Source organism: Salmonella sp. SJTUF14076, assembly GCF_015534835.1.
Lineage (GTDB): Bacteria > Pseudomonadota > Gammaproteobacteria > Enterobacterales > Enterobacteriaceae > Salmonella > Salmonella enterica.
This window is the reverse complement of sequence record NZ_CP064674.1, coordinates 3,996,087-4,015,746: the sequence shown is the minus strand read 5'-3', so window position 1 is coordinate 4,015,746 and position 19,660 is coordinate 3,996,087. Positions and strand designations below refer to the sequence as shown.

Annotated in this window: 20 protein-coding genes; 5 read left to right on the top strand and 15 right to left on the bottom strand. The window is 52.9% G+C overall.

The window, feature by feature from the left end:
- Positions 1 to 59 precede the first annotated feature (59 nt).
- The gene (locus tag HU143_RS19430) at positions 60 to 1,430 is read left to right on the top strand and encodes an NAD-dependent succinate-semialdehyde dehydrogenase (RefSeq protein ID WP_023227014.1); all 1,371 of its coding nucleotides are present in this window, start codon (positions 60 to 62) and stop codon (positions 1,428 to 1,430) included.
- 95 nt (positions 1,431 to 1,525) lie between these two features.
- Here the strand turns inward: HU143_RS19430 and HU143_RS19425 are convergent, their stop codons facing one another.
- Complete coding sequence (locus HU143_RS19425) at positions 1,526 to 1,669, bottom strand: hypothetical protein (RefSeq protein ID WP_001581776.1); 144 nt, start codon at positions 1,667 to 1,669, stop codon at positions 1,526 to 1,528.
- On the opposite strand from HU143_RS19425, the gene yjiS reads away from it, so the two are divergent.
- Positions 1,636 to 1,800: a DUF1127 domain-containing protein YjiS gene (yjiS, locus tag HU143_RS19420; protein WP_000397918.1), complete on the top strand. Its 165-nt coding sequence runs from the start codon at positions 1,636 to 1,638 to the stop codon at positions 1,798 to 1,800. The genes HU143_RS19425 and yjiS overlap by 34 nt on opposite strands.
- Positions 1,801 to 1,876: 76 nt before the next feature.
- On the opposite strand, the gene HU143_RS19415 is transcribed toward yjiS, so the two are convergent.
- The 6 genes from HU143_RS19415 to btsT form a co-directional block, all read right to left on the bottom strand.
- On the bottom strand, positions 1,877 to 2,797 hold the full coding sequence (locus HU143_RS19415) for a DUF5655 domain-containing protein (RefSeq protein WP_023227015.1): 921 nt from the start codon (positions 2,795 to 2,797) through the stop codon (positions 1,877 to 1,879).
- A 410-nt stretch (positions 2,798 to 3,207) separates the two neighbouring features.
- A complete protein-coding gene (locus tag HU143_RS19410; protein ID WP_000438687.1) occupies positions 3,208 to 3,849 on the bottom strand; it encodes a LysE family translocator in 642 nt (213 codons plus the stop codon).
- 47 nt (positions 3,850 to 3,896) lie between these two features.
- Entirely contained in the window at positions 3,897 to 4,712 is an 816-nt protein-coding gene (locus tag HU143_RS19405) for an AraC family transcriptional regulator (protein ID WP_023227016.1), read from the bottom strand.
- A 37-nt stretch (positions 4,713 to 4,749) separates the two neighbouring features.
- Positions 4,750 to 5,706, bottom strand: coding sequence for a GTPase (yjiA, locus tag HU143_RS19400; RefSeq protein ID WP_023227017.1), 957 nt, complete (start codon positions 5,704 to 5,706; stop codon positions 4,750 to 4,752).
- 10 nt (positions 5,707 to 5,716) lie between these two features.
- Complete coding sequence (locus tag HU143_RS19395) at positions 5,717 to 5,920, bottom strand: YbdD/YjiX family protein (RefSeq protein WP_000460616.1); 204 nt, start codon at positions 5,918 to 5,920, stop codon at positions 5,717 to 5,719.
- A gap of 94 nt (positions 5,921 to 6,014) precedes the next feature.
- Positions 6,015 to 8,165 carry a pyruvate/proton symporter BtsT gene (btsT, locus tag HU143_RS19390; RefSeq protein ID WP_023227018.1) on the bottom strand — a complete coding sequence of 717 codons (2,151 nt, stop codon included), beginning with the start codon at positions 8,163 to 8,165 and terminating at the stop codon, positions 6,015 to 6,017.
- A 366-nt stretch (positions 8,166 to 8,531) separates the two neighbouring features.
- Between btsT and tsr the strand changes: the two genes are divergently transcribed.
- Positions 8,532 to 10,193 carry a methyl-accepting chemotaxis protein gene (tsr, locus tag HU143_RS19385; RefSeq protein WP_023227019.1) on the top strand — a complete coding sequence of 554 codons (1,662 nt, stop codon included), beginning with the start codon at positions 8,532 to 8,534 and terminating at the stop codon, positions 10,191 to 10,193.
- A 169-nt stretch (positions 10,194 to 10,362) separates the two neighbouring features.
- Here tsr and opgB read toward each other — a convergent pair whose 3' ends face one another.
- The 6 genes from opgB to HU143_RS19355 form a co-directional block, all read right to left on the bottom strand.
- The gene (gene opgB / locus HU143_RS19380; protein ID WP_001292725.1) at positions 10,363 to 12,654 is read right to left on the bottom strand and encodes a phosphatidylglycerol--membrane-oligosaccharide glycerophosphotransferase; all 2,292 of its coding nucleotides are present in this window, start codon (positions 12,652 to 12,654) and stop codon (positions 10,363 to 10,365) included.
- A gap of 282 nt (positions 12,655 to 12,936) precedes the next feature.
- Positions 12,937 to 13,398: a DUF2501 domain-containing protein gene (locus HU143_RS19375; RefSeq protein WP_001090314.1), complete on the bottom strand. Its 462-nt coding sequence runs from the start codon at positions 13,396 to 13,398 to the stop codon at positions 12,937 to 12,939.
- A 57-nt stretch (positions 13,399 to 13,455) separates the two neighbouring features.
- Positions 13,456 to 14,193, bottom strand: coding sequence for a DNA replication protein DnaC (gene dnaC, locus HU143_RS19370; protein WP_000799924.1), 738 nt, complete (start codon positions 14,191 to 14,193; stop codon positions 13,456 to 13,458).
- A gap of 2 nt (positions 14,194 to 14,195) precedes the next feature.
- Positions 14,196 to 14,735 (bottom strand): primosomal protein DnaT, encoded by a 540-nt coding sequence (dnaT, locus tag HU143_RS19365; protein WP_023226901.1) that lies wholly within the window; start codon positions 14,733 to 14,735, stop codon positions 14,196 to 14,198.
- A 92-nt stretch (positions 14,736 to 14,827) separates the two neighbouring features.
- Positions 14,828 to 15,301, bottom strand: coding sequence for a threonine/serine exporter (locus HU143_RS19360; RefSeq protein WP_000511329.1), 474 nt, complete (start codon positions 15,299 to 15,301; stop codon positions 14,828 to 14,830).
- Positions 15,292 to 16,068: a threonine/serine ThrE exporter family protein gene (locus tag HU143_RS19355; RefSeq protein WP_001747536.1), complete on the bottom strand. Its 777-nt coding sequence runs from the start codon at positions 16,066 to 16,068 to the stop codon at positions 15,292 to 15,294. Before HU143_RS19355 ends, HU143_RS19360 begins: the two co-directional genes overlap by 10 nt.
- Positions 16,069 to 16,780: 712 nt before the next feature.
- On the opposite strand from HU143_RS19355, the gene HU143_RS19350 reads away from it, so the two are divergent.
- Both HU143_RS19350 and bglJ read left to right on the top strand, forming a co-directional pair.
- Positions 16,781 to 17,506, top strand: a complete 726-nt coding sequence (locus tag HU143_RS19350) for a helix-turn-helix transcriptional regulator (protein ID WP_000936661.1) — start codon at positions 16,781 to 16,783, stop codon at positions 17,504 to 17,506.
- Positions 17,467 to 18,141: a DNA-binding transcriptional activator BglJ gene (gene bglJ / locus HU143_RS19345; protein ID WP_000431546.1), complete on the top strand. Its 675-nt coding sequence runs from the start codon at positions 17,467 to 17,469 to the stop codon at positions 18,139 to 18,141. Before HU143_RS19350 ends, bglJ begins: the two co-directional genes overlap by 40 nt.
- Positions 18,142 to 18,191: 50 nt before the next feature.
- Here the strand turns inward: bglJ and HU143_RS19340 are convergent, their stop codons facing one another.
- Together HU143_RS19340 and fhuF are read right to left on the bottom strand one after the other, a co-directional pair.
- Entirely contained in the window at positions 18,192 to 18,650 is a 459-nt protein-coding gene (locus tag HU143_RS19340; RefSeq protein ID WP_000058274.1) for a YbaK/EbsC family protein, read from the bottom strand.
- Between the two features lie 150 nt (positions 18,651 to 18,800).
- Entirely contained in the window at positions 18,801 to 19,589 is a 789-nt protein-coding gene (gene fhuF, locus HU143_RS19335; protein WP_023226899.1) for a siderophore-iron reductase FhuF, read from the bottom strand.
- Positions 19,590 to 19,660: the final 71 nt, after the last annotated feature.

The following is a 19,660-nucleotide window of genomic DNA, read 5'->3' as shown; positions in this document are numbered from 1 at the left end:
TTATTGTTCTGAGCGGCATTTACGGCTGCCTTAATGACGATAACAAGGAGACATGTGATATGGCTTACCAGACAGTGAATCCTGCCAATAATCAGCTCATTAAAGAGTATCCCCCGCACACGGACGCGGATATTGAAGCCGCGCTGCAAAAAGCTGACGCGCTCTATCACTCCGACTGGTCCAGGGGAGAGATTGACCAACGTCTGCCGGTATTGCATAAGCTGGCTGACTTGATCGACAGCCGTGTTGAAGAACTGGCAAAAATCGCCAGCCAGGAGATGGGCAAGCTCATCGAGCAGAGCCGTGGCGAAGTCAAACTGTGCGCGCAGATCGCTCGCTATTATGCGGATAACGCGAAGCAGTTTCTTGCCCCGGTGCCTTATAAAACCGAGTTTGGCGACGCGTGGGTAGAACATCATCCGATTGGCGTCATCATGGCTGTTGAGCCGTGGAACTTCCCGTACTATCAGTTGATGCGTGTGCTGGCGCCGAACCTGGCCGCTGGTAACCTGGTGCTGGCGAAACATGCCAGCATCGTACCGCACTGCGCCGAGACATTTGCCCAGCTGGTGCGTGAAGCCGGCGCGCCGGAAGGCGCATGGACCAACCTGTTTATTTCCTCCGATCAGGTGGCGAATATCATCGCCGACCCGCGCGTGCAGGGCGCGGCGCTGACCGGATCTGAAAAAGCGGGGAGCGCCGTGGCGGCACAGGCGGCGAAGCACATTAAAAAATCGACGCTGGAACTGGGCGGGAACGATGTGTTCGTCGTGCTGGACGATGCCGATCTTGAGAAAGCGGTGAAAATTGGCGTGCAGGCACGGCTCACTAATGCGGGGCAGGTATGTACGGCGGCGAAGCGCTTTATCCTGCATGAGAAAATCGCCGATCAATTCCTCAGCCAGTTCACCGAGGCGTTCAGGAAGGTGAAGGTGGGGGATCAGATGGACGCTTCTACCGAACTGGGACCGCTGTCGTCGAAAGATGCGCTGGAAACACTGACCAGACAGGTCGAGGAAGCGGTGAAAAATGGCGCGACGCTGCACGTTGGCGGCAAGCCGCTGGAAAGCAAAGGCAACTTCTTTGAGCCGACGATTCTGACCAATATTACGCGTGACAACCCGGCGTACTTTGAAGAGTTCTTCGGCCCGGTGGCGCAGATGTATGTGGTGAAAGACGATGACGAGGCGGTAAAACTCGCCAACGATTCCCACTACGGCCTGGGCGGCGCGGTGTTTAGTCAGGATATTGAGCGTGCTAAACGCATGGCCTCCCGGATTGAAACCGGGATGGTTTATATCAACTGGCTGACCGACACCGCAGCGGAGCTGCCTTTCGGCGGCGTTAAGCGTTCGGGCTTCGGACGCGAGCTATCGGATCTGGGGATTAAGGAGTTTGTGAACCAGAAGCTGGTAGTGGTGCGCCGCTAATCCCTGTTGCCCCTCTGAAATCGGGAGGGGCCTGGCTTTTTTGCTGTGAAGGACGCGGATCTTAAATCAGAACGAAATAAGCGAACAAAACACCCTCAATCGCCCTCCTTATTTATCCACGTTGCACTAACCGTGCTTTTGATCCCGATATTGTTTGTACAGACATTCATGATGCCCGCATTTTCTGTTCTATGCGGAGGCTGGTATGGAATTTTACGAGAACCGCCCCAGACAACCATTCATTGGCTATGTGCAGCTCAGACGGGCGCTAAAAAGGTGGTGGCTGCGTAAGCGGGCCTGTCAGGCGCTGCGACGAATGAGTGACGAGCAGTTAAGGGATATTGGGTTGGAAAGGAAGGATGTGGAATAACAGATAAGAGTCAGTAAAACTGGAAAGGCTGGATAATCTTATCTTAACCTCTCCAGTAGGCGGATATCCTGGAACGCTAATTTTCCTGCCAGGCTTTCTCGATCAGCAGTTTAGCTTTATCCAGATCGTGTTCGTTACGCACAATCAATTCGACGTCGCCGGTTCCCCAGTGGCCAATATGCGTGACGTCCCGACTGAACCCTTCTTCAAGCTGGATATGCTGTGGATTAATTTTCAGCCACAGGCGTAGGTGTGGGTCGGTCACGGGATAAACGGCCACGCACAGAAAGTTACGAATGAGGTGGAAGGCGTCATAGAGCTTAAGCTCTTTAAACTGAACCTCATCACTGAGTGAGAGCACATAGCTTTTTAGCTGTTCATATAATGAAAGCAGCGCGGGAGAGGCCAAAGAGAGCTGTTCGCGCTGCGTGCGGGTATGGCGTTTACCGCTGCTGACGGAACCGTTCGCGATGATGTGCTGAGGGCTATTTTCGACCACGGCGTTAACCAGTTCCAGCATTAACAGGTTGTCGGCAAAAAGCTTGTAACGAATCAGGTTGATATTGCGATTGATTTGCTGAACGGCATGTTCGTCGTATTTATTAAAATCGGCGGCAATACAGATTAACCGTGTGCCGGACCAGTCAATGGCTTTGGCCGCGGTTTTACTTATTTTCTCCATCACCAGCAACTGAAATTCCGCTTTATGATCGAGCAGCCAGTCGAGATAAAACAGACCCTGGTTAATGACGTTTTCATTGCTGTGGCGTTTATATTCAATAATCACCGGGCAGTTATTTTCGTCGAGGCCGAGGGAATCAATTCGCCCACGATGGGTTTTACCCGTACGGTATTCGGTCTCGAGAAAGCGGACGCCAAGGAATGTTTCCATATGGGATTCGATCAGCATTTGCAGATCTTTTTCAATGGCTGCGGCTTTGCCCGGCAGTTCTTGTACTTTCCCGCCACCGAGGCGGAAAAGCTGGATATCGCTCATGGATCCCTCCTGAATTTTCTGCGCACTATCATACGTTATGTGAAAAGAGATAAAAGCGGAAATCGGGCTTTTGGAGGTGAGATATGTTATAAGCCCGACAGCAGGTAGTTACCGGGCAGCGGGCCGTAGGTCGGATAAGCGTTAGCGCCATCCGACGCTGTTACAGCAATTTGCGCGTCTTACAGAAGGAAAGTCCAGCTGAAAATCAATGAAAATAAGCCGCTGGATGAGAGGTGATATTATATTTGGTGATGAGAATAAAGCGGCTATTTAGTCGCTTTATTGGTTTCTGGGGGCAGGTTAATTTATGGCGGCATCGGCATTATAAGAAGGAAAGGGTTCGAATGATGCAGACCCTGTTCATCTGCCCGGGCAACGTTGACCACCGTATAAAGCTGCCCCTCATCGATTTAACTTGTAATGAACTGCCATACAATCCAGCAGCCAAAGGCGATCAGAATGCCGCCGGCGGCGCGTTCAATTTTCCAGACAAGATTACCCAAGCGACGTTGAATTTGCGGCAGGGCGATAAGCGTTATCAGCAGCAGATCCCAGAGTAACACTACGCTGGTCATCCAGATTCCACATATGGCCTGCTGTGTAACGGTCACGTTTGGGCCCAGCAGGGCGGTCATTAGCGCCAGATAAAACAGAGCATTTTTCGGATTCAACAGCGATGAACCTAGCCCCAGTAATAGTTGTTTTGCCAGTGACGGACATGCCGATGCGGCGTACCGCCACTCCAGCGGCCCGGCGCGGCTTTTCAACAGTTGACGGCCCACCCATAGCAGGTAGGCGGCACCCAATAGTTCGATGATGGTAAAGAGCAGCGGCGTCTGACGTAGTAGCCCTGACCCAATCACCACCAGCAGAATATAGAGCCCATTTCCCGCCGCAATGCCGAGGCACAGTCCGACGCTGCCGCGCAGCCGATAGCGTACGGCGTAACCGACCAGCAAAAAGAAGTCCGGGCCCGGGCTGAGCAGCGCCATAAAATGCGCCAGCGCCAGTGCGGGAAACGCCGGAGGAAATAACGTTGTAACCTGTTCCATAGTAACCTCAGTGATGATACTGAGGTCAGCCTATACCTGCGGATGCGCTATTTATTGTCGGATATTGATCTGTTCTGCGCGTACTGACGCGGCGTTGCCGCCGTGTAGCTGACGAAGGTTTTGTGGAAATGACTTTGATCGGCGAAACCGGTCTGATAGGCAACATCGGCAATATCGTCCCCGGCGCGCAATCGGTGCCGGGCATATTCAATGCGGGCCATATTGGTAAAGCTGACAGGAGTCAGGCCTGTATCCTGCTTAAAAGTGCGAATCAGAGTCTCCTTACGGAGCGCAAACTCCTGCGCCAGTGTGTCCAGCGTCGGCGGTTCCTGAAGGTTGCTGACTAAGCGGGCAACCAACTGGCGGCTGATGGCGCATGGCGGTTCGTCATCGGCGCTTTGTAGCGGCAGGGCGCGCAACAGGTGGATAATAAGCGCCGGAAGTCCGGCGGTTTGTTGCTGAGTAATAGACGTCACAATTTGCTGATAAAGCTGGAAAAGCTGCGGGTTCTGCAACTGTGGCTGCGTGGTATGCAGGCGGCTATCCGCCGGCAAATGGGGGAGCTGCGTCAGGCACCAGTCCGCATCGAGATACAGCATATGATAGCTGCGTGGTCGCTCGTGGAGCGGGTTACAACTGTGTGGAGATTGCGGGGGGATCAGGATCAGCTCGCCGGGGCGTAACAGATACTCTTGCCCGTTACTGATGCAGCGGGTTTCTCCGGCGATGATTGCGCCCAGCGACAGTTGCGGGTGGCTGTGGCGCTTATAGGCCTGACGGCTTTCACTGGTGGTACGTAGTTCCAGCCACGGCAGTTGTGGCAGACGCCAGAAGCGTTGGTGAATATCTCGGATAAGGGGCATACAATCTCCTGTGCGGTCCCGGCTTTTCTGCGCCCGTTTACTTCCTTAACCCCGCAAATGCCGTTCTAATCTCGTCTTCCGGTAACTGGATCCCGATAAATACCAGCGTGCTGTGCGGCGTTTCGTCGCCCCACGGTCTGTCCCAGTCGGCGCTGTAGAGACGCTGCACGCCCTGGAACAGCAGGCGGTTGGGTTCGCCGTCGATCCACAGCATCCCTTTGTAACGCAGCAGTTTATCCGCTGATTCCAGCAGCAGGTTTTCCATCACCCGCGAAACCTCGCTGATATCCACCGGATAATCCAGTTCCACCACAATTGACGACACATCGTTCTGTTTATCGGCAATAAAGTGGAAACGCGGTTGGCTTGCCAGCACGTTCTCTTCCAGCATAAAGCCGCTGGTATTAAACAACTGACTCAGGTCAATATCGCCGTGTACCACGGTGTAAACCGGGGCGCGGGCGTTGATACGCGCCAGCCGCTCGCGCAGTTTCTCGCTGTCGCCTGCCACGTCGGTTTTGGTCAGCAGGATACGGTCGGCGTAGCCTATCTGCGACTGGGCGATGGTGAACTGGTTCATCTGCTCGTTAGCGTGCACCGCGTCGACCAGCGCAATCACGCCGTCTAACAGGTAGCGTTCGCACAATACTTCATGGGAGAAAAAGGTCTGAATAATCGGGCCGGGGTCAGCCATGCCGGTGCATTCAATCACCAGGCGGTCGAAAGCAATATCGCCGCGGTCGCGGCTGTCGAGCAGGTCTAATAGCGCATCTTCCAGCTCGTTGGAGCGGGTACAGCAGATGCAGCCGTTAGTCAGGGTTTTGATCTGTGTGGCGCGATCGCCAATCAGTTGATCGTCAACGGAGACTTCGCCAAATTCGTTTTCGATAACGGCGATTTTAAAACCATGTTGTTCGTTGAGGATATGGCGTAGTAGGGTGGTTTTGCCGGCACCAAGAAAACCGGTAAGTAGGGTAACTGCAATCGGGGTCATAGTCTCTCCATTAACAACAGCGCATACCGCCTTTGCCATCGCCGCCGTAACGTGCTTGCTGACGTTCGCGGAAGAACTCTTCATAGGTCATGTACGGCTTGTCGGGATGGTTGGTTTTCATGTGCTCGACATAGTTGTCGTAGTCCGGAATACCAATCAACATTTTTGCCGCCTGGCCGAGATATTTTTTTGCCTGACCTAAAGTATCAAACATTCTGCCGTCCTGTTAATGAATAAAGCCGGATGGCGGCTTGCGCCTTATCCGGCCTACACTAGCCGGGATCGCTGTGCGCTACCCGGCATCAGTTTTAGTGGTGTGAAGAGATCTTCACGCCGCCTTCCGGCACGGGCACATACGGGGTTTCTTTATCGGTACGTTTATCGCTGTTGCGTACCTTCATCCAGGTGGTGAAACCGTAGAAGATAATACTGTACACCACCACCAGGAACAGAATACTCAAACCAGCGTTAGTGTAGTTGTTCACCACGATATGGTTCATGTTGGCAATCTGCTGCGCGGTCAGGTTGGTGCCGTTGGCAATCTTCTCTTTATACAGGCTTGCCATGTAGAAGAAACCTTCCATCTGTGGGTTGGCGCTGAACAGTTTCAGGCCCAGTGCCCAGGTGGTGCAGATCAGCAGCCATACCGCCGGGATCACCGTCACCCAGATGTATTTGGTGCGCTGCATTTTGATCAGTACCACGGTGCTCAACACCAGCGCCACGGCGGCCAGCATCTGGTTAGAGATACCGAACAGCGGCCACAGGCTCTTCACTCCGCCCAGCGGGTCGACCACGCCCTGATACAGCAGATAGCCCCACAAACCGACGCAGCCTGCGGTACCGATGATACCCGCGACCAGAGAATCGGTTTTTTTCAGGAACGGGACGAAGTTACCCAGCAAATCCTGCAACATAAAGCGGCCAGAACGGGTACCCGCATCCAGTGCGGTCAGGATAAACAGTGCTTCGAACAGAATACCGAAGTGATACCAGAAGCCCATATCCGCCATCGGCAGGACTTTGTGGAACACATGCGCGATACCTACTGCCAGCGTTGGCGCGCCGCCTGCGCGGTTCAATACTGACGGTTCACCGATATCTTTCGCAGTTTGCAGGATTTGTTCCGGGGAAATCACAAAGCCCCAGGAGCTGACGGTCGCCGCTGCATGTGCGGTAACGTCTTTCAACTGCGCCATAATCAGCGGCGCGTTCTCGCCGCCCATCTCGTGCAGGTTTGGCATGGTAATGCCCAGACCTGCCGGCGGGGTGTTCATCGCGAAGTAGAGACCCGGTTCAATGATCGAGGCCGCCACCAGCGCCATCACCGCAACAAAGGACTCCATCAGCATCGCGCCGTAGCCGATAAAACGCGCATCGGTCTCACAGGCCAGCAGTTTCGGCGTGGTACCGGAAGAGATGAGCGCGTGGAAGCCAGAGACGGCGCCACAGGCGATGGTGATGAACAGGAACGGGAACAGAGCGCCTTTCCACAGCGGGCCGGTACCGTCGACGTATTGCGTCAATGCCGGCATTTTCAGTTCCGGGTTGAGGATCACAATCCCCAGCGCCAGACCGACGATCACGCCGATTTTCAGGAAGGTAGCGAGATAGTCGCGCGGGGCGAGGATCAGCCATACCGGCAGCAGCGCGGAAACAAAGGCGTAGCCGATCAGCGCGAAGGTAATGGTGGTGTCTTTAAAGGTCAGCGCCGGGCCCCAGTACGGGTCGTGGGCAATCACGCCGCCGAAGTAAATAGACGCCACCAGCAGCACGATACCAATAACGGAGACTTCGCCTACGCGTCCCGGACGCAGGAAGCGCATGTAGATGCCCATAAACAGCGCAATCGGCACCGTTGAGCAGACGGTGAAGACGCCCCACGGGCTTTCGGCCAGCGCTTTAACCACGATTAATGCCAGCACCGCGAGGATGATGATCATAATTAAGAAGCAGCCGAACAGCGCGATGGTGCCTGGAACGGTACCCATCTCTTCTTTGATCATCTCGCCAAGAGAGGCGCCGTTACGGCGGGAAGAGATGAACAGCACCATAAAGTCCTGCACTGCGCCCGCGAGCACCACGCCCGCCAGCAGCCACAGCGTCCCCGGCAGATAGCCCATCTGCGCGGCCAATACCGGCCCGACCAGCGGACCTGCGCCGGCGATGGCGGCGAAGTGGTGACCAAACAGCACGTAGCGGTTAGTCGGCACGTAGTTCAGGCCGTCGTTATTGATAACCGCCGGCGTCGCGCGCGTCGGGTCGAGTTTCATGACCTTCTGGGCGATATACAGGCTGTAGTAGCGGTAAGCCACCAGATAGACGGAAACGGAAGCGACCACGATCCACAGGGCGCTCACGTGTTCACCCCGACGTAGGGCAACGACCGAGAGGCAGAAAGCACCGATGATTCCGAGAATCACCCAGGGTATGTGCTTGAATATCTTTTTCGTATCCATAGTAAAACCTGGTTGTAAGTTTAATTATCAGCCGAAGCTGGGTGGATATTGAGTTCGTGTTTGAGGAGGTAGATTGACTGCTATGCTGAGAGGATCTTGCCAGATCATCGCGCGCGTAAAGTTAGGTAAATCAGTGAGTGGTTGTATGGCGGTTTAAGCGGTCGGACGTACCGGTAAGCGGTTTCGCAGAGGAGGGCGTGGGCTATTTTATGTGATTGAGATCACGATATAAAATGGGACGATCCTTGTTGCGCGGGGCGTCATAACGACTTAACTGAGCTAATCGTGATATTAATGGCGCGCATCCCATAAAGTTTTCCCTTTCCAGGCCGAAAATTCTGTATCTGTCTAGCGGAAAGAGAAAACATGTTAAAGCGAATTAAAATTGTTACCAGCTTACTGCTGGTATTGGCGCTATTTGGCCTTTTACAACTGACATCCGGCGGGCTGTTCTTCAACTCGCTGAAGAATGACAAAGAAAACTTCACCGTATTGCAAACCATTCGTCAGCAGCAGTCTGCCCTGAATGCAACCTGGGTGGAGCTGTTGCAAACGCGTAATACCCTGAATCGCGCGGGTATCCGCTGGATGATGGACCAGAGCAATATTGGCAGCGGCGCAACTGTCGCTGAACTGATGCAGGGGGCGACCAATACGCTGAAGCTCACCGAAAAAAACTGGGCGCAGTATGAGTCGTTACCGCGCGATCCACGTCAGAGTGAAGCGGCTTTCCTTGAGATCAAACGAACCTATGATATCTACCACGGCGCGTTGGCGGAGCTTATTCAGCTTCTTGGCGCGGGTAAGATTAACGAGTTTTTTGATCAACCGACTCAAAGCTATCAGGACGCTTTTGAGAAGCAGTACATGGCCTATATGCAGCAAAACGATCGTCTGTACGATATTGCTGTTGAGGATAACAACAGTTCCTACAACCAGGCGATGTGGGTACTGGTCAGTGTGCTGATTGCCGTTCTGGTGGTCATTATCGCCGTTTGGTTCGGCATCAAACTGTCGCTTATCGCCCCGATGAATCGTCTGATTGAAAGCATTCGTCATATCGCCAGCGGCGATCTGGTGAAGCGTATCGACGTGGAAGGCTCCAACGAAATGGGGCAGTTGGCTGAAAACCTGCGTCATATGCAAAGTGAACTGATGCGTACCGTGGGCGATGTACGTAACGGCGCGAATGCAATCTATAGCGGTGCCAGCGAGATTGCGATGGGTAACAACGATCTCTCTTCCCGTACTGAGCAGCAGGCAGCGTCTCTGGAAGAGACCGCCGCCAGTATGGAACAACTGACCGCCACCGTGAAACAGAACGCCGAAAACGCCCGTCAGGCCAGCCATCTGGCGCTGAGTGCGTCAGAGACAGCGCAAAAAGGCGGCAAAGTAGTGGATAACGTCGTACAAACAATGCGCGATATCGCCTCCAGTTCGCAGAAAATCGCCGATATTATCAGCGTAATCGACGGTATTGCTTTCCAGACCAATATTCTGGCGCTGAATGCGGCGGTAGAAGCGGCGCGCGCAGGCGAGCAGGGACGCGGGTTCGCGGTGGTGGCCGGTGAAGTCCGTAATCTGGCCCAGCGTAGCGCGCAGGCGGCACGGGAGATCAAGAGTCTGATTGAGGATTCCGTGAGCCGTGTTGATGTAGGTTCGACGCTGGTCGAAAGCGCCGGTGAAACCATGGATGAGATCGTCAATGCAGTGACCCGCGTGACCGATATCATGGGCGAGATTGCCTCGGCGTCTGACGAGCAAAGCCGTGGTATCGACCAGGTGGGCCTGGCGGTAGCGGAGATGGATCGCGTAACGCAGCAGAACGCCTCGCTGGTGGAAGAGTCCGCCGCCGCGGCTGCGGCGCTGGAAGAGCAAGCCAGCCGTCTGACCCAGGCCGTCGCGGTGTTCCGTATTCAACAGCAACAGCAGCGTGCGCGTGATGTGGCTGCGGTAAAAACCCCGGCAGCCGTGTCGTCACCAAAGGCCGCAGTGGCCGACGGCAGCGATAATTGGGAAACATTTTAAGGGCGTAGTGGTGAACAGTCGGCCTACAGACGACCGTAGGCCGGATGAGATGTTCACACTTTTGCCTGATGGCGCTTCGCTTATCAGGCCTACGCGCCAGTTTATGGATAAAGATGATGTGTAGGCCGGGTAAGGCGCAGCCGCCACCCGGCATATATGACATTCTCTTTTAACCCTCAACATTCACCACTTTGATCTCCACCATGCCAATCCCCAATTTGCGCGGCGAATGGCCCAAAATATTACCTTCGTTGGTGGAGACGGGAGCGGGCGGCGCAATGACTAAGGTATTCGCGTCCGTCGGGTTGTTGAAATGCAGCGTGATAGTGGACACATCGTGACCCAGCACCAGCGTCTGTTCTTCGTTGCCTACGCGTACCGGAATCGGCCGATTCGCGTTGTCGCCGAAGGCTTTGGCGGTGATCACCAGATCAAACTTTTTCGGCAGCGGCGCTTTATATTCGATTTTAACCTCATCGCCCAACTGCGCATTTGACCAGCGGCCCCAGGACTCTGGCCGGGAAATGCCGCTAAACTGCTTCACCTCCTCCGGCGCGCCCGCCACATTAAAGATAAAGCTATCGGCTTTATAACGAATATCGTTATCGACAATCTTTAAGGTATCGACGTTGCCTTTATAGCGTTCCATATCGATCATCGTGTCTTTAAACGCCGTCTTACCCTGCCACTGCGCTTTATCGACATGCTGTACGGTTTGCTGCCCGCCAAGCTGCCCCTGCGAGACGCACCAGTCGGTGGAGAGCGCCAGCGCTGGCGCCCATAGCTGCGCCATTTTGTAGCAGCGATCGATCCAAACGAAATTATCGCGCGGGGCGAAGTCGGCCAACTGGAACCGTAGCGGAGCGGAGTATTCACTTTCCGGTAACGGCTCGACGCGCTTATCCGATACGCGCAGTAGTAACGGCAGGCGGAAGTGGCTCCCGGAAAACGCGATCATGTTTTTGTCCCGATCGACGGTAAAATCTTTTATCTCTTTCGGGAAATTCCACAGGCGAATGATATCCGGTTTCATCGCCAGCACTTTCTCTTTTACATTCAGGAACACTTCCGACAGCGACTGCCCGGAAAGGCTGCTACGTCCCAGACCGATAAAATTATCGCCGCCGAGAATATCCAGCACCGTTGCGCCGTTGTCCATCGTGTTGCGTTTGACCGCCAGCGTCTCCTGCTGTGGTTTATCGCCGCGCAGAATGAAAAACAGATTGTTGCGATCTTGCTTATTCAGGTATTTCCAGGCCGTATTGTTCATCGCCAGATGGTCGGAAGAGACGACGATAACGGTATCTTTAAACCACGGTGACGCTTTGATTTTGTTGATAAACTCGGCGATGTTTTCCTGGCTGCAACTTACGGCGCTAAAGGACTGGTTGGGCTTGCCGTCGTAATCGTAGCGTTTGCGGTTGCAGGTGCGTGAGATAAACCCGTCCGGGTGGTGAGTATCTACGGTCAGCGTAAACAGCGAAAACCGCTGGCCTGAGCGGGAAAGCGCTTCAAATTTCTTCCATGCCTCATCAAGCACCGTATCGTCGTAGAAGCCCCAGTCGTTACGATAAGACGGGTCCGCCACCACCGTTTTTAGCTCTTCAGCGCCGTACAGATGATCAAATCCGTGTGATTTCAGGAACACGTCTTTCCCGGCAAAACGCAGGTTAGCGCCCTGCACGAAATAGTTCTGGTAGCCGGAGTTTTTCAGAATATCGCCGAGGCAGATATTCTGCGGGAAGAAGCTGGAAACCGACGCGGACGCATTGCCCTCAAACGGCGCAAACAGCGGAATACCACACTGGGAAGCCACCATCCCGGCGATGGTGTAATCCGTTCCAGGCAGTTGCATGGTATGGCTGAAATCCAGCCCCTCATTTTTCAGCGCGCCCAACTCTGGCGTGAGATTGGGGAACGCGTCATTATCAAAATAGGTCCGTTCCAGGCTCTCGCCGTAGATATAGACCAGATTGAGCTTCGGATTAGGAATGGTTTTTGCTGGTTCTTTATAATAAACGGCAAAATCCGGATCGCCATCGCGCATTTGTGATTTTACCAGTTCGGTAATCTGGCGAAACGCCGGGCTGGCGTCGACCGAACCCAACGCCAGCAGTAACGCCAGCAGGCTGTAACCGACGTGATGAGGATGGTGACGGCGGCGGCGTAGTACCCATCCCAGCGCGCCAAATACCGCCACTAACGCCAGGGCAATACCGATTCCCGGCAGAATATATTTGCCGACTCCCGCTCCCGTCAGACTATTCGTGAGCGTATAAAGCACTGCGTCATTGATCCCGTCGCCGGTAAAATAGTCGCTGGCATACAGGGTAATATTCAGAATGACAAAAAGTCCCAGCACCGTGAGAGTGGCGGCAAACCACCAGGTGTTACGGCCCGCCTTCCAGGCATATATCAGCACAGAGGCGAGAAACAGAGCGACAGAGAGCAACTCGGACAACTGACGATCCTCAATAAACCAGGCTTATCGCTGGCAGGAAAAAATTTCTAACAATGTAATAGCGATGTCACATTGCTGCAATTCTAATAACTTTACACGGCGCTGTTATTTAGAATGAGTTTAGAAAGTTGGTTTTTTGATCGGCATCACTTCCTGCCATAGCGGTTAATAACAGGAAAAGACGAAGAGAAAAATCGGGTTAATGCCGTGTTGGCGGGTAAAGGGCCAAAACACGGCTTTTATCAGGGCGTCCCGGCGTGGCGCACGGTCAGAAAAACGCAGTCAGGAGAGGAAATTCAGCCCTTGCTGCAACACCAGATCGCAAGCTTTGGTTTTCACCTTTTCCGCCAGCGGCGTACTGCCGATATTATTGAGGTTCAACTGCTGGCCGTCCTTCGTCTTGAGCAACCCTTGCAGGCCGTTCAGGTAGTTAGTGTCCTGCTCCTGCTGTGTGGTATCCAACCCCAACTTGTTCAGAATCTGATTTTTAACGTTTTCCACGTTGGTAGCGGACGCCAGTTTCTGTTTGGCGCAGTACTGCAAAATACCGGCGGCATTATTCATATTATCGGCGCTGAGCGACTGGGCGCCTCTGCTGAGCAGACCGGTTAGCGCAGAAAGCGACATCCCGCCCTGCTGTGCGTTCGCGCCCTGAGCGCTTAACTGACTGGCGGCAATACCGCTGGTGGAAATCAGTACGCTGGCGATCGCCGCGCAGCACAGAACATGTTTCGCTGTATTCATGGTAATCACCTGTGTTATGCCAGTCAGGCGTCGTATCGCCCTGGCGCACGTTGCAATTTAATACTCTTTACCCGTCACCCGGCTGCGGTAACTGTCCCAGGTAAAATTAACCCATAAACTGTTGCCGAGACGCATACGGTCCATGACGCGTTCGCCAAGCATTTTCGTCATCTCTTCCATATTGCTGTTCGTCAACATGCCGGTGGGACGTTTTGACGAGGAACGACGATCGACAATTTGATTGATGATCACTTTTTCATAGCGGGATTCGGTCTGCACGCCGATCTCGTCGATCACCAACAGATCAACGTTACTCAGATCGTTAAGCAACTGCTCTTCGCTGGTTTCCCGATTGCTGAACGTGTCTTTCATCGCTGACATAATATCCGCTACGGTGATAATCAGTACCGACTTTCCGCGCAGCAGCAGCTCGTTACAAATAGCCGCGGCGAGATGGTTTTTACCGGTTCCAGGCTTGCCGGAAAAGACAAAGCTGGCGATATTGCCGTCAAACTCATCAACGTACTGTCGGGCTTTGCTTAACGCGTTCATTTGTCCGTCGCACTCAACCCGATAGTTATCAAACGAACAGTTCTGATGTAGTGGTCGAATGCCGGAACGGTTAAAGGTGCGCTGCATTTTCATCGCCCGGTTTTCCCGCGCCAGCGCTGCCGCCCGGATCTCGCCCTGCTCTTTCTGCCACGCCAGCAATTCTTCGCCCGTTTTAAACGCCGGCGTAATATGCGCAGGCATCATTTTTTGTAGACGCTGCATCAGGTCGCCAACATTTTTCATCGTTACCCCCTAAAACCTGGTGGAATATGATTGTCAGGTTCGCTGACGCTATTGATGTCGCGCTGCGGCATTCCGCCATTGCTGGAACGGCTGATTTGCACGCTGCGCGCCAGCTTTTGCTGCCACTGGATATGGTGAAAAACCTTACCTTCCGCCTGCCAGTAGGCGATAAACGCCGCCAGCTCTTCTGCGGTGACCGGCTCCCGAAGCGCCACGCCCCAAAGGGCAGCCTGACGCTGAAAATCCGCATCCGGTTGCCAGGCGGGATACATGGCGAATTTTCCGCAGGGAATCGCAACGGGGGCGGCTTCGGGTTCTTCGTAAAATTGTGCGTCTAACGCCACATCGCTTCCCGGACGTGATAACTTTTTTTCAAGCGCCAGCAGTTCAGCCATGCGTGCAGGCGTCACGGCATAAAAGGCAGGCGCATTATTAGCGAATACCGCCACTGCGCCGCCCGTTGACTTCGCCAGCACAGCATGATGATCGTGTAAAAGGGCGTCAATACCGATGACGTCCGACGTTAAGATTCTGGAAGACATAATGTTTCTCAATATGGAACAACAACCGAGAAGGGCGACTGTTTTTATAGTACCACACAGACCTGTAAGAACAGCAGGAGGCGTTCCACCATTCACACGCGGGGGCGTTTGCGGTACAGCCATAATCCCGGTACAGAGAGGCCAATTGAGAGCGCGCCAACAATGGAAGAGGCTTTCAGAAAATTGGTTAGCAGCGTAATCATCATCGGTTCGCTATAGCCCAGATGGCTAATTTTTACTGCGGAAATCATCGCGGTATAGGCGGAAATCCCCGGAAACATCGGGATCACGGCCGCGACGGTAAACACTTTAGGGTGAGCGAGATACCAGCGTGACCACTGAATACCAATACTGCCGACCAGCAGCGAAGCCATAAACGTCGACCATTCGATATTAAAGCCAGCGCTCATCATCAGCATACGCGAGCCATGACCCAGCGCCCCCAGTAGCGCGCACCACGGAAGCGCCCGGTGGGGAACATTAAAGACCATCGCAAACCCGACGGCGGGGATCGCAGACAAGATCATGTCCTGCATTAGCGCCAGTAAAAAGTCGATTATACCCATCCTCGTAGCCCCCATATTGTCATTGACATCACTACGCCCACACAGGTGGCCAGTGTCAACAGGCTGGCGATAGCCCAGCGCGCCAGCCCGGTATTAATATGTCCTTTAAACATATCTGCGACGGAATTAATCAGCGGAAAGCCCGGCACCAGTAGCAGTACGCTCGCCGCCATGGCGATAGTGGGCGTCTGGCTAAAGGCGGGAAGGGTGAGCATCAGCCCGGAAATCGTGGTAGCGACAAAGGCGGTGATGCAAAAATTGATCTGCGGATGTAAATGCCGCTGCGCCAGCATCTGGCGGATATACATGGCTATCATGCTGGCGAAAAAGGTGATAACCGCGCCATCCCAGCCGCCATTATTCAGCTTACAAAAGCAGGAGCAGGAGAGACCGACCATAAACGCCACCAGCCAGCGTGGATAACGCAGCGGGCGGAGCTGGCTAAAGCGTTTTTCCACGCCTTTGTAATCCAGCAGACGATGTTCCGCGAGGATAACGATATGCTGAACCTCCGTGACGACGTGCATATTAATGCCGCGATCCTGGTTTTTACGTGTCGATGTCAGACATTGTCCGTCTTTAATGGTCGTCAGTACAATGGCGTTAGAGGAGATCGCGCTTTCGACGCTATCCATACCGAGCGCCAAACCGAGTCGGGTGGAAAGCTCATCAACCAGTGCGCTTTCCGCCCCGTGCTGCAATAAAAGCAGCCCGCATTGAATACATAACCGTGTTACTGCTCGTTGAATTGATTGCTCTTCTTGCATGACTCGTCCTGTCCGAAAAGACATTCTATGCGCCGCCACTATGACAGAGGCTTTCTTTTTAACACGAAGCGCAGGCATGATGGCGTTGGTTAAGATCAATTTCTTGTTGATAAAAACGTCAACCGCCAGACGCAACGCATAAGCTTCCTGAGACGTGCGCTTCGTCACAGGCAGGATATCCTTATGGGCGACGGTTCTCGTATGTCCGTTTCCAGAATAGAGGCATTATGCCAGCCTGGCCGCTCATTTTTGAATCAATGATGTGGTGAATTTTATCAACGATATGCATTAATGGTTTAACCACAATGGCGTGAGCAGCGGGCGTAAAAATAGGCATGACTTAGTGTAATTCGCAGATATTACATGGGTTTTATGGATGGTAGACAGTATTGTTGGGCTTTTGTTTTAGGACTCAGCAATATGAATGAAGGGCGAACTCATATTTTAAATTTATTAATATGATGCGTTTTCGTTAGAATTGCTAATGTGCAAATTTAGTTAATTTAATTGTCTTGCTTCTGGTTTTATGAGTAACTATGCGATAGTGATTTCATGTTTTTGTGCTATGTGGATTGTAGCGCAATCAATGTTAGATATTTAAAAATAAAACAAGGATAATTAATCCACTCGGCCTATATTTCTTTGCGATCATTGTTAATAGTGTTTTTATTAATGGAGCAATGAAAGGGGGCGGCGTGGGTGCGGAGGAATTATGCTGCCAGGATGCTGCAAAAATGGACTTATTATCAGTAAAACCCCTCTTATACAGGAAGGCCTTAAAGGGGCTATAACAGGTAATTTCCCCGATTATAAACTGGCGTATTGCCGTACGATAGAAGAGCTAACGCTGCTACAGCTACGCCGAAGTAATTTAGTTATTGCTGATTTAGCAGTTAACAATGCCTCTCCCCGTGCTGTCTGCGAATATTTTTATAGCTTAATCTCGCAATATCGCGACATACATTGGGTATTTCTGGTTTCTAAATCCTGCTATCCACATGCGGTTGATCTCCTGATGGGCCCCGTCAGCACCTTGCTTTCAGACGAAGAGCCAATCGAGAATCTTATTAGCGTTATCCATGCGGGAAACGCTCGCTCAGAAAGAATAAGCAAAACGTTATTATCGCCTCAGGTACCGTCTGAAATTCAGCAGGCTCACGACAGGCCGATTGTCCTTACGCTGTCTGAACGAAAAGTATTACGCCTTTTAGGAAAAGGGTGGGGCATTAACCAAATTGCAGCGTTACTTAAAAAAAGTAATAAAACAATTAGCGCCCAAAAAAATAGCGCCATGCGACGCTTATCAATACACAGTAATGCAGAGATGTATGCATGGATAAACAGTTCTCAGGGAGCCAGAGAATTGAACCTACCTTCGGTATATGGAGAAACCATGGAATGGAAAACAGAATCAGCAAGAGAAATGTTGCGCTCGTAGAAAAATGCGTGATGAGCACCATTGGTATTAAAGGGCTATTTGATGCAATGCCGGATTGCCGACATACGCTTCATATTTTTTCAAAACCATCCGCGTTTTATAAGGCTGCGCTAAAGACGCCGTTTTCTGCCGTTATTTTTTCTCTTTCTGCGTTAAGAACTGAACGCCGGACAGGATTATCCAGCCTGACGGAACTGGCGATAAATTATCCCCATATGCGGCGTCTGGTGATTGCCGATGATGATGCTGAAGCCCGCTTAATCAGCGCGCTATCCCCGCTGCCGCTGGATGGGGTCATCAGCAAAGCGTCGCCGTTGGATGTTTTACAGGATGCCTTATTTACATCGCTTAATAGCGCCCGGCGGACAACGGAGCGTACAGACAATCTTTGGGAACTTCACCAGAATTGTATGCTTAGTCCAACCGAGCGGGAGATTCTGCGTTTCATGTCGAACGGCTACTCAATGCCGCAAATTGCCGTCCAGTTAGAACGTAACATTAAGACTATCCGGGCGCATAAGTTTAATGTGATGTCCAAGCTGGGCGTGAGTTCTGATGCCGGGTTACTCGATGCGGCGGATATTCTGTTATATCTGCGCGCCGGAGATGCTACCGCGCTCCAGCATCGGGTATAGCCCGCGCCGGATGCGCCGTGCTTGTTCGGGGAATCCGGGGGCCAGGCGCGTTATTGGCACACGTCTACCCAGGTCGCCGATGTCAGTTCAGCCATTCTTTCCGGCGTGATACGTACCGCGCTGTGCGTGGCGCCTGCGGCAGGCAATACTTCGTCATACCCCTTCAGAGAGATGTCGCAATAAACGGGCAGCGGGTGCTCCAGCCCAAAGGGACATACGCCGCCGACAGGATGTCCGGTTGCATTGACCACTTCATCGCTGCTCAACATACGGGCTTTTGCGCCGAAAGTGGTTTTAAGCTTCTTATTATCCAGGCGGGCATCGCCTTTCGCGACCACCAGGATAATGGTGTCTTTTACTTTAAGCGAGAGCGTTTTAGCTATCTGCCCTGGCTCTACGTTGTGCGCTTTGGCTGCCAGCTCGACAGTCGCTGTACTTTGATTTAATTCGATAATTTCAATATCGGGAGCATGATCGGCCAGAAATTGCCGTACAGATTGCAGACTCATTCTTCTCTCCTGAGACCTTACCAATAGCCACGGTAGACCCAAAAATGGCAAAACGTAATTTGGCATACGGAGAGCGCCGCTGTAAATATAATAATGTGACAGGCCAGCAGCAGTAAGCCGTGACGATAACTGAAGGCAACGTAAAGCGGTTTACTTTAGCGTGCAGTCGCCGCACTGCTGTACGTCAGGTAAGCGGTAACGTTGGCAGCAGGTTCTGCGTACCAGAAGACCGTCGCGCATTACGACGGTCCGCCACAGCGGGTTATCCTGACCGTCGGATAGCTGCTTTTCAAAAAAACAGCGCTGGCGTAGCGTTGCCAGCAGGGCTTCGCCAAGCAGCGGTTTCATCTCAGTCAGATACCAGTTGATTAAATAACCGGTATTGCTCCAGATAAGTTTCGCGTTGATGTCGCCAGTCGCCTCCAGCGCCTGAATGACCGGCTGTAGTGCGGAGACTAACAGCGTTTCCATTCGTTCTTCCGGGGAACGCTCCGTTGCCAGGTTATCCTGATGCACGTCAAGCCAGAAACACGCGGCGCGCCCGGTTTCATGAAATTCAACGTGAATATGTTCTGCCGAGACATCGATAGCGCGCGCTTGCGTCAGTAATGCCAGCATCAGCGGCGGCGCCATCAGCCCGATATACCATTGCGCCCACAGGGAGAGTAACGGCTTATTTTCACGTGGCAGGCCTGGCGTGTGCCGATAGATGTGATCGGAATAGGCGGCCAGCAATGAACGAAACGTCGCGGGGCGCGTCCACTGGGCAAGAGTCATCGCCGTTGGCGGCGGCGTTTCATCCAGCCGGATGAAGTCCAACAGGTGCTTACGGGTAGAGGCGATCGTCTCGCGTACTGCGTCCGCCAGCGAGGCGTCTTCCGGCTGGGGAGCGGCTCGCCAGATAATATCGTCAGCAATCGGTGCGGAACGGTAGGCCATAGCGCAGTTTAATGATATTAATCTAAATGATAATGATTGCTAATCCTATCGATAGCGATAAACGATGGCAA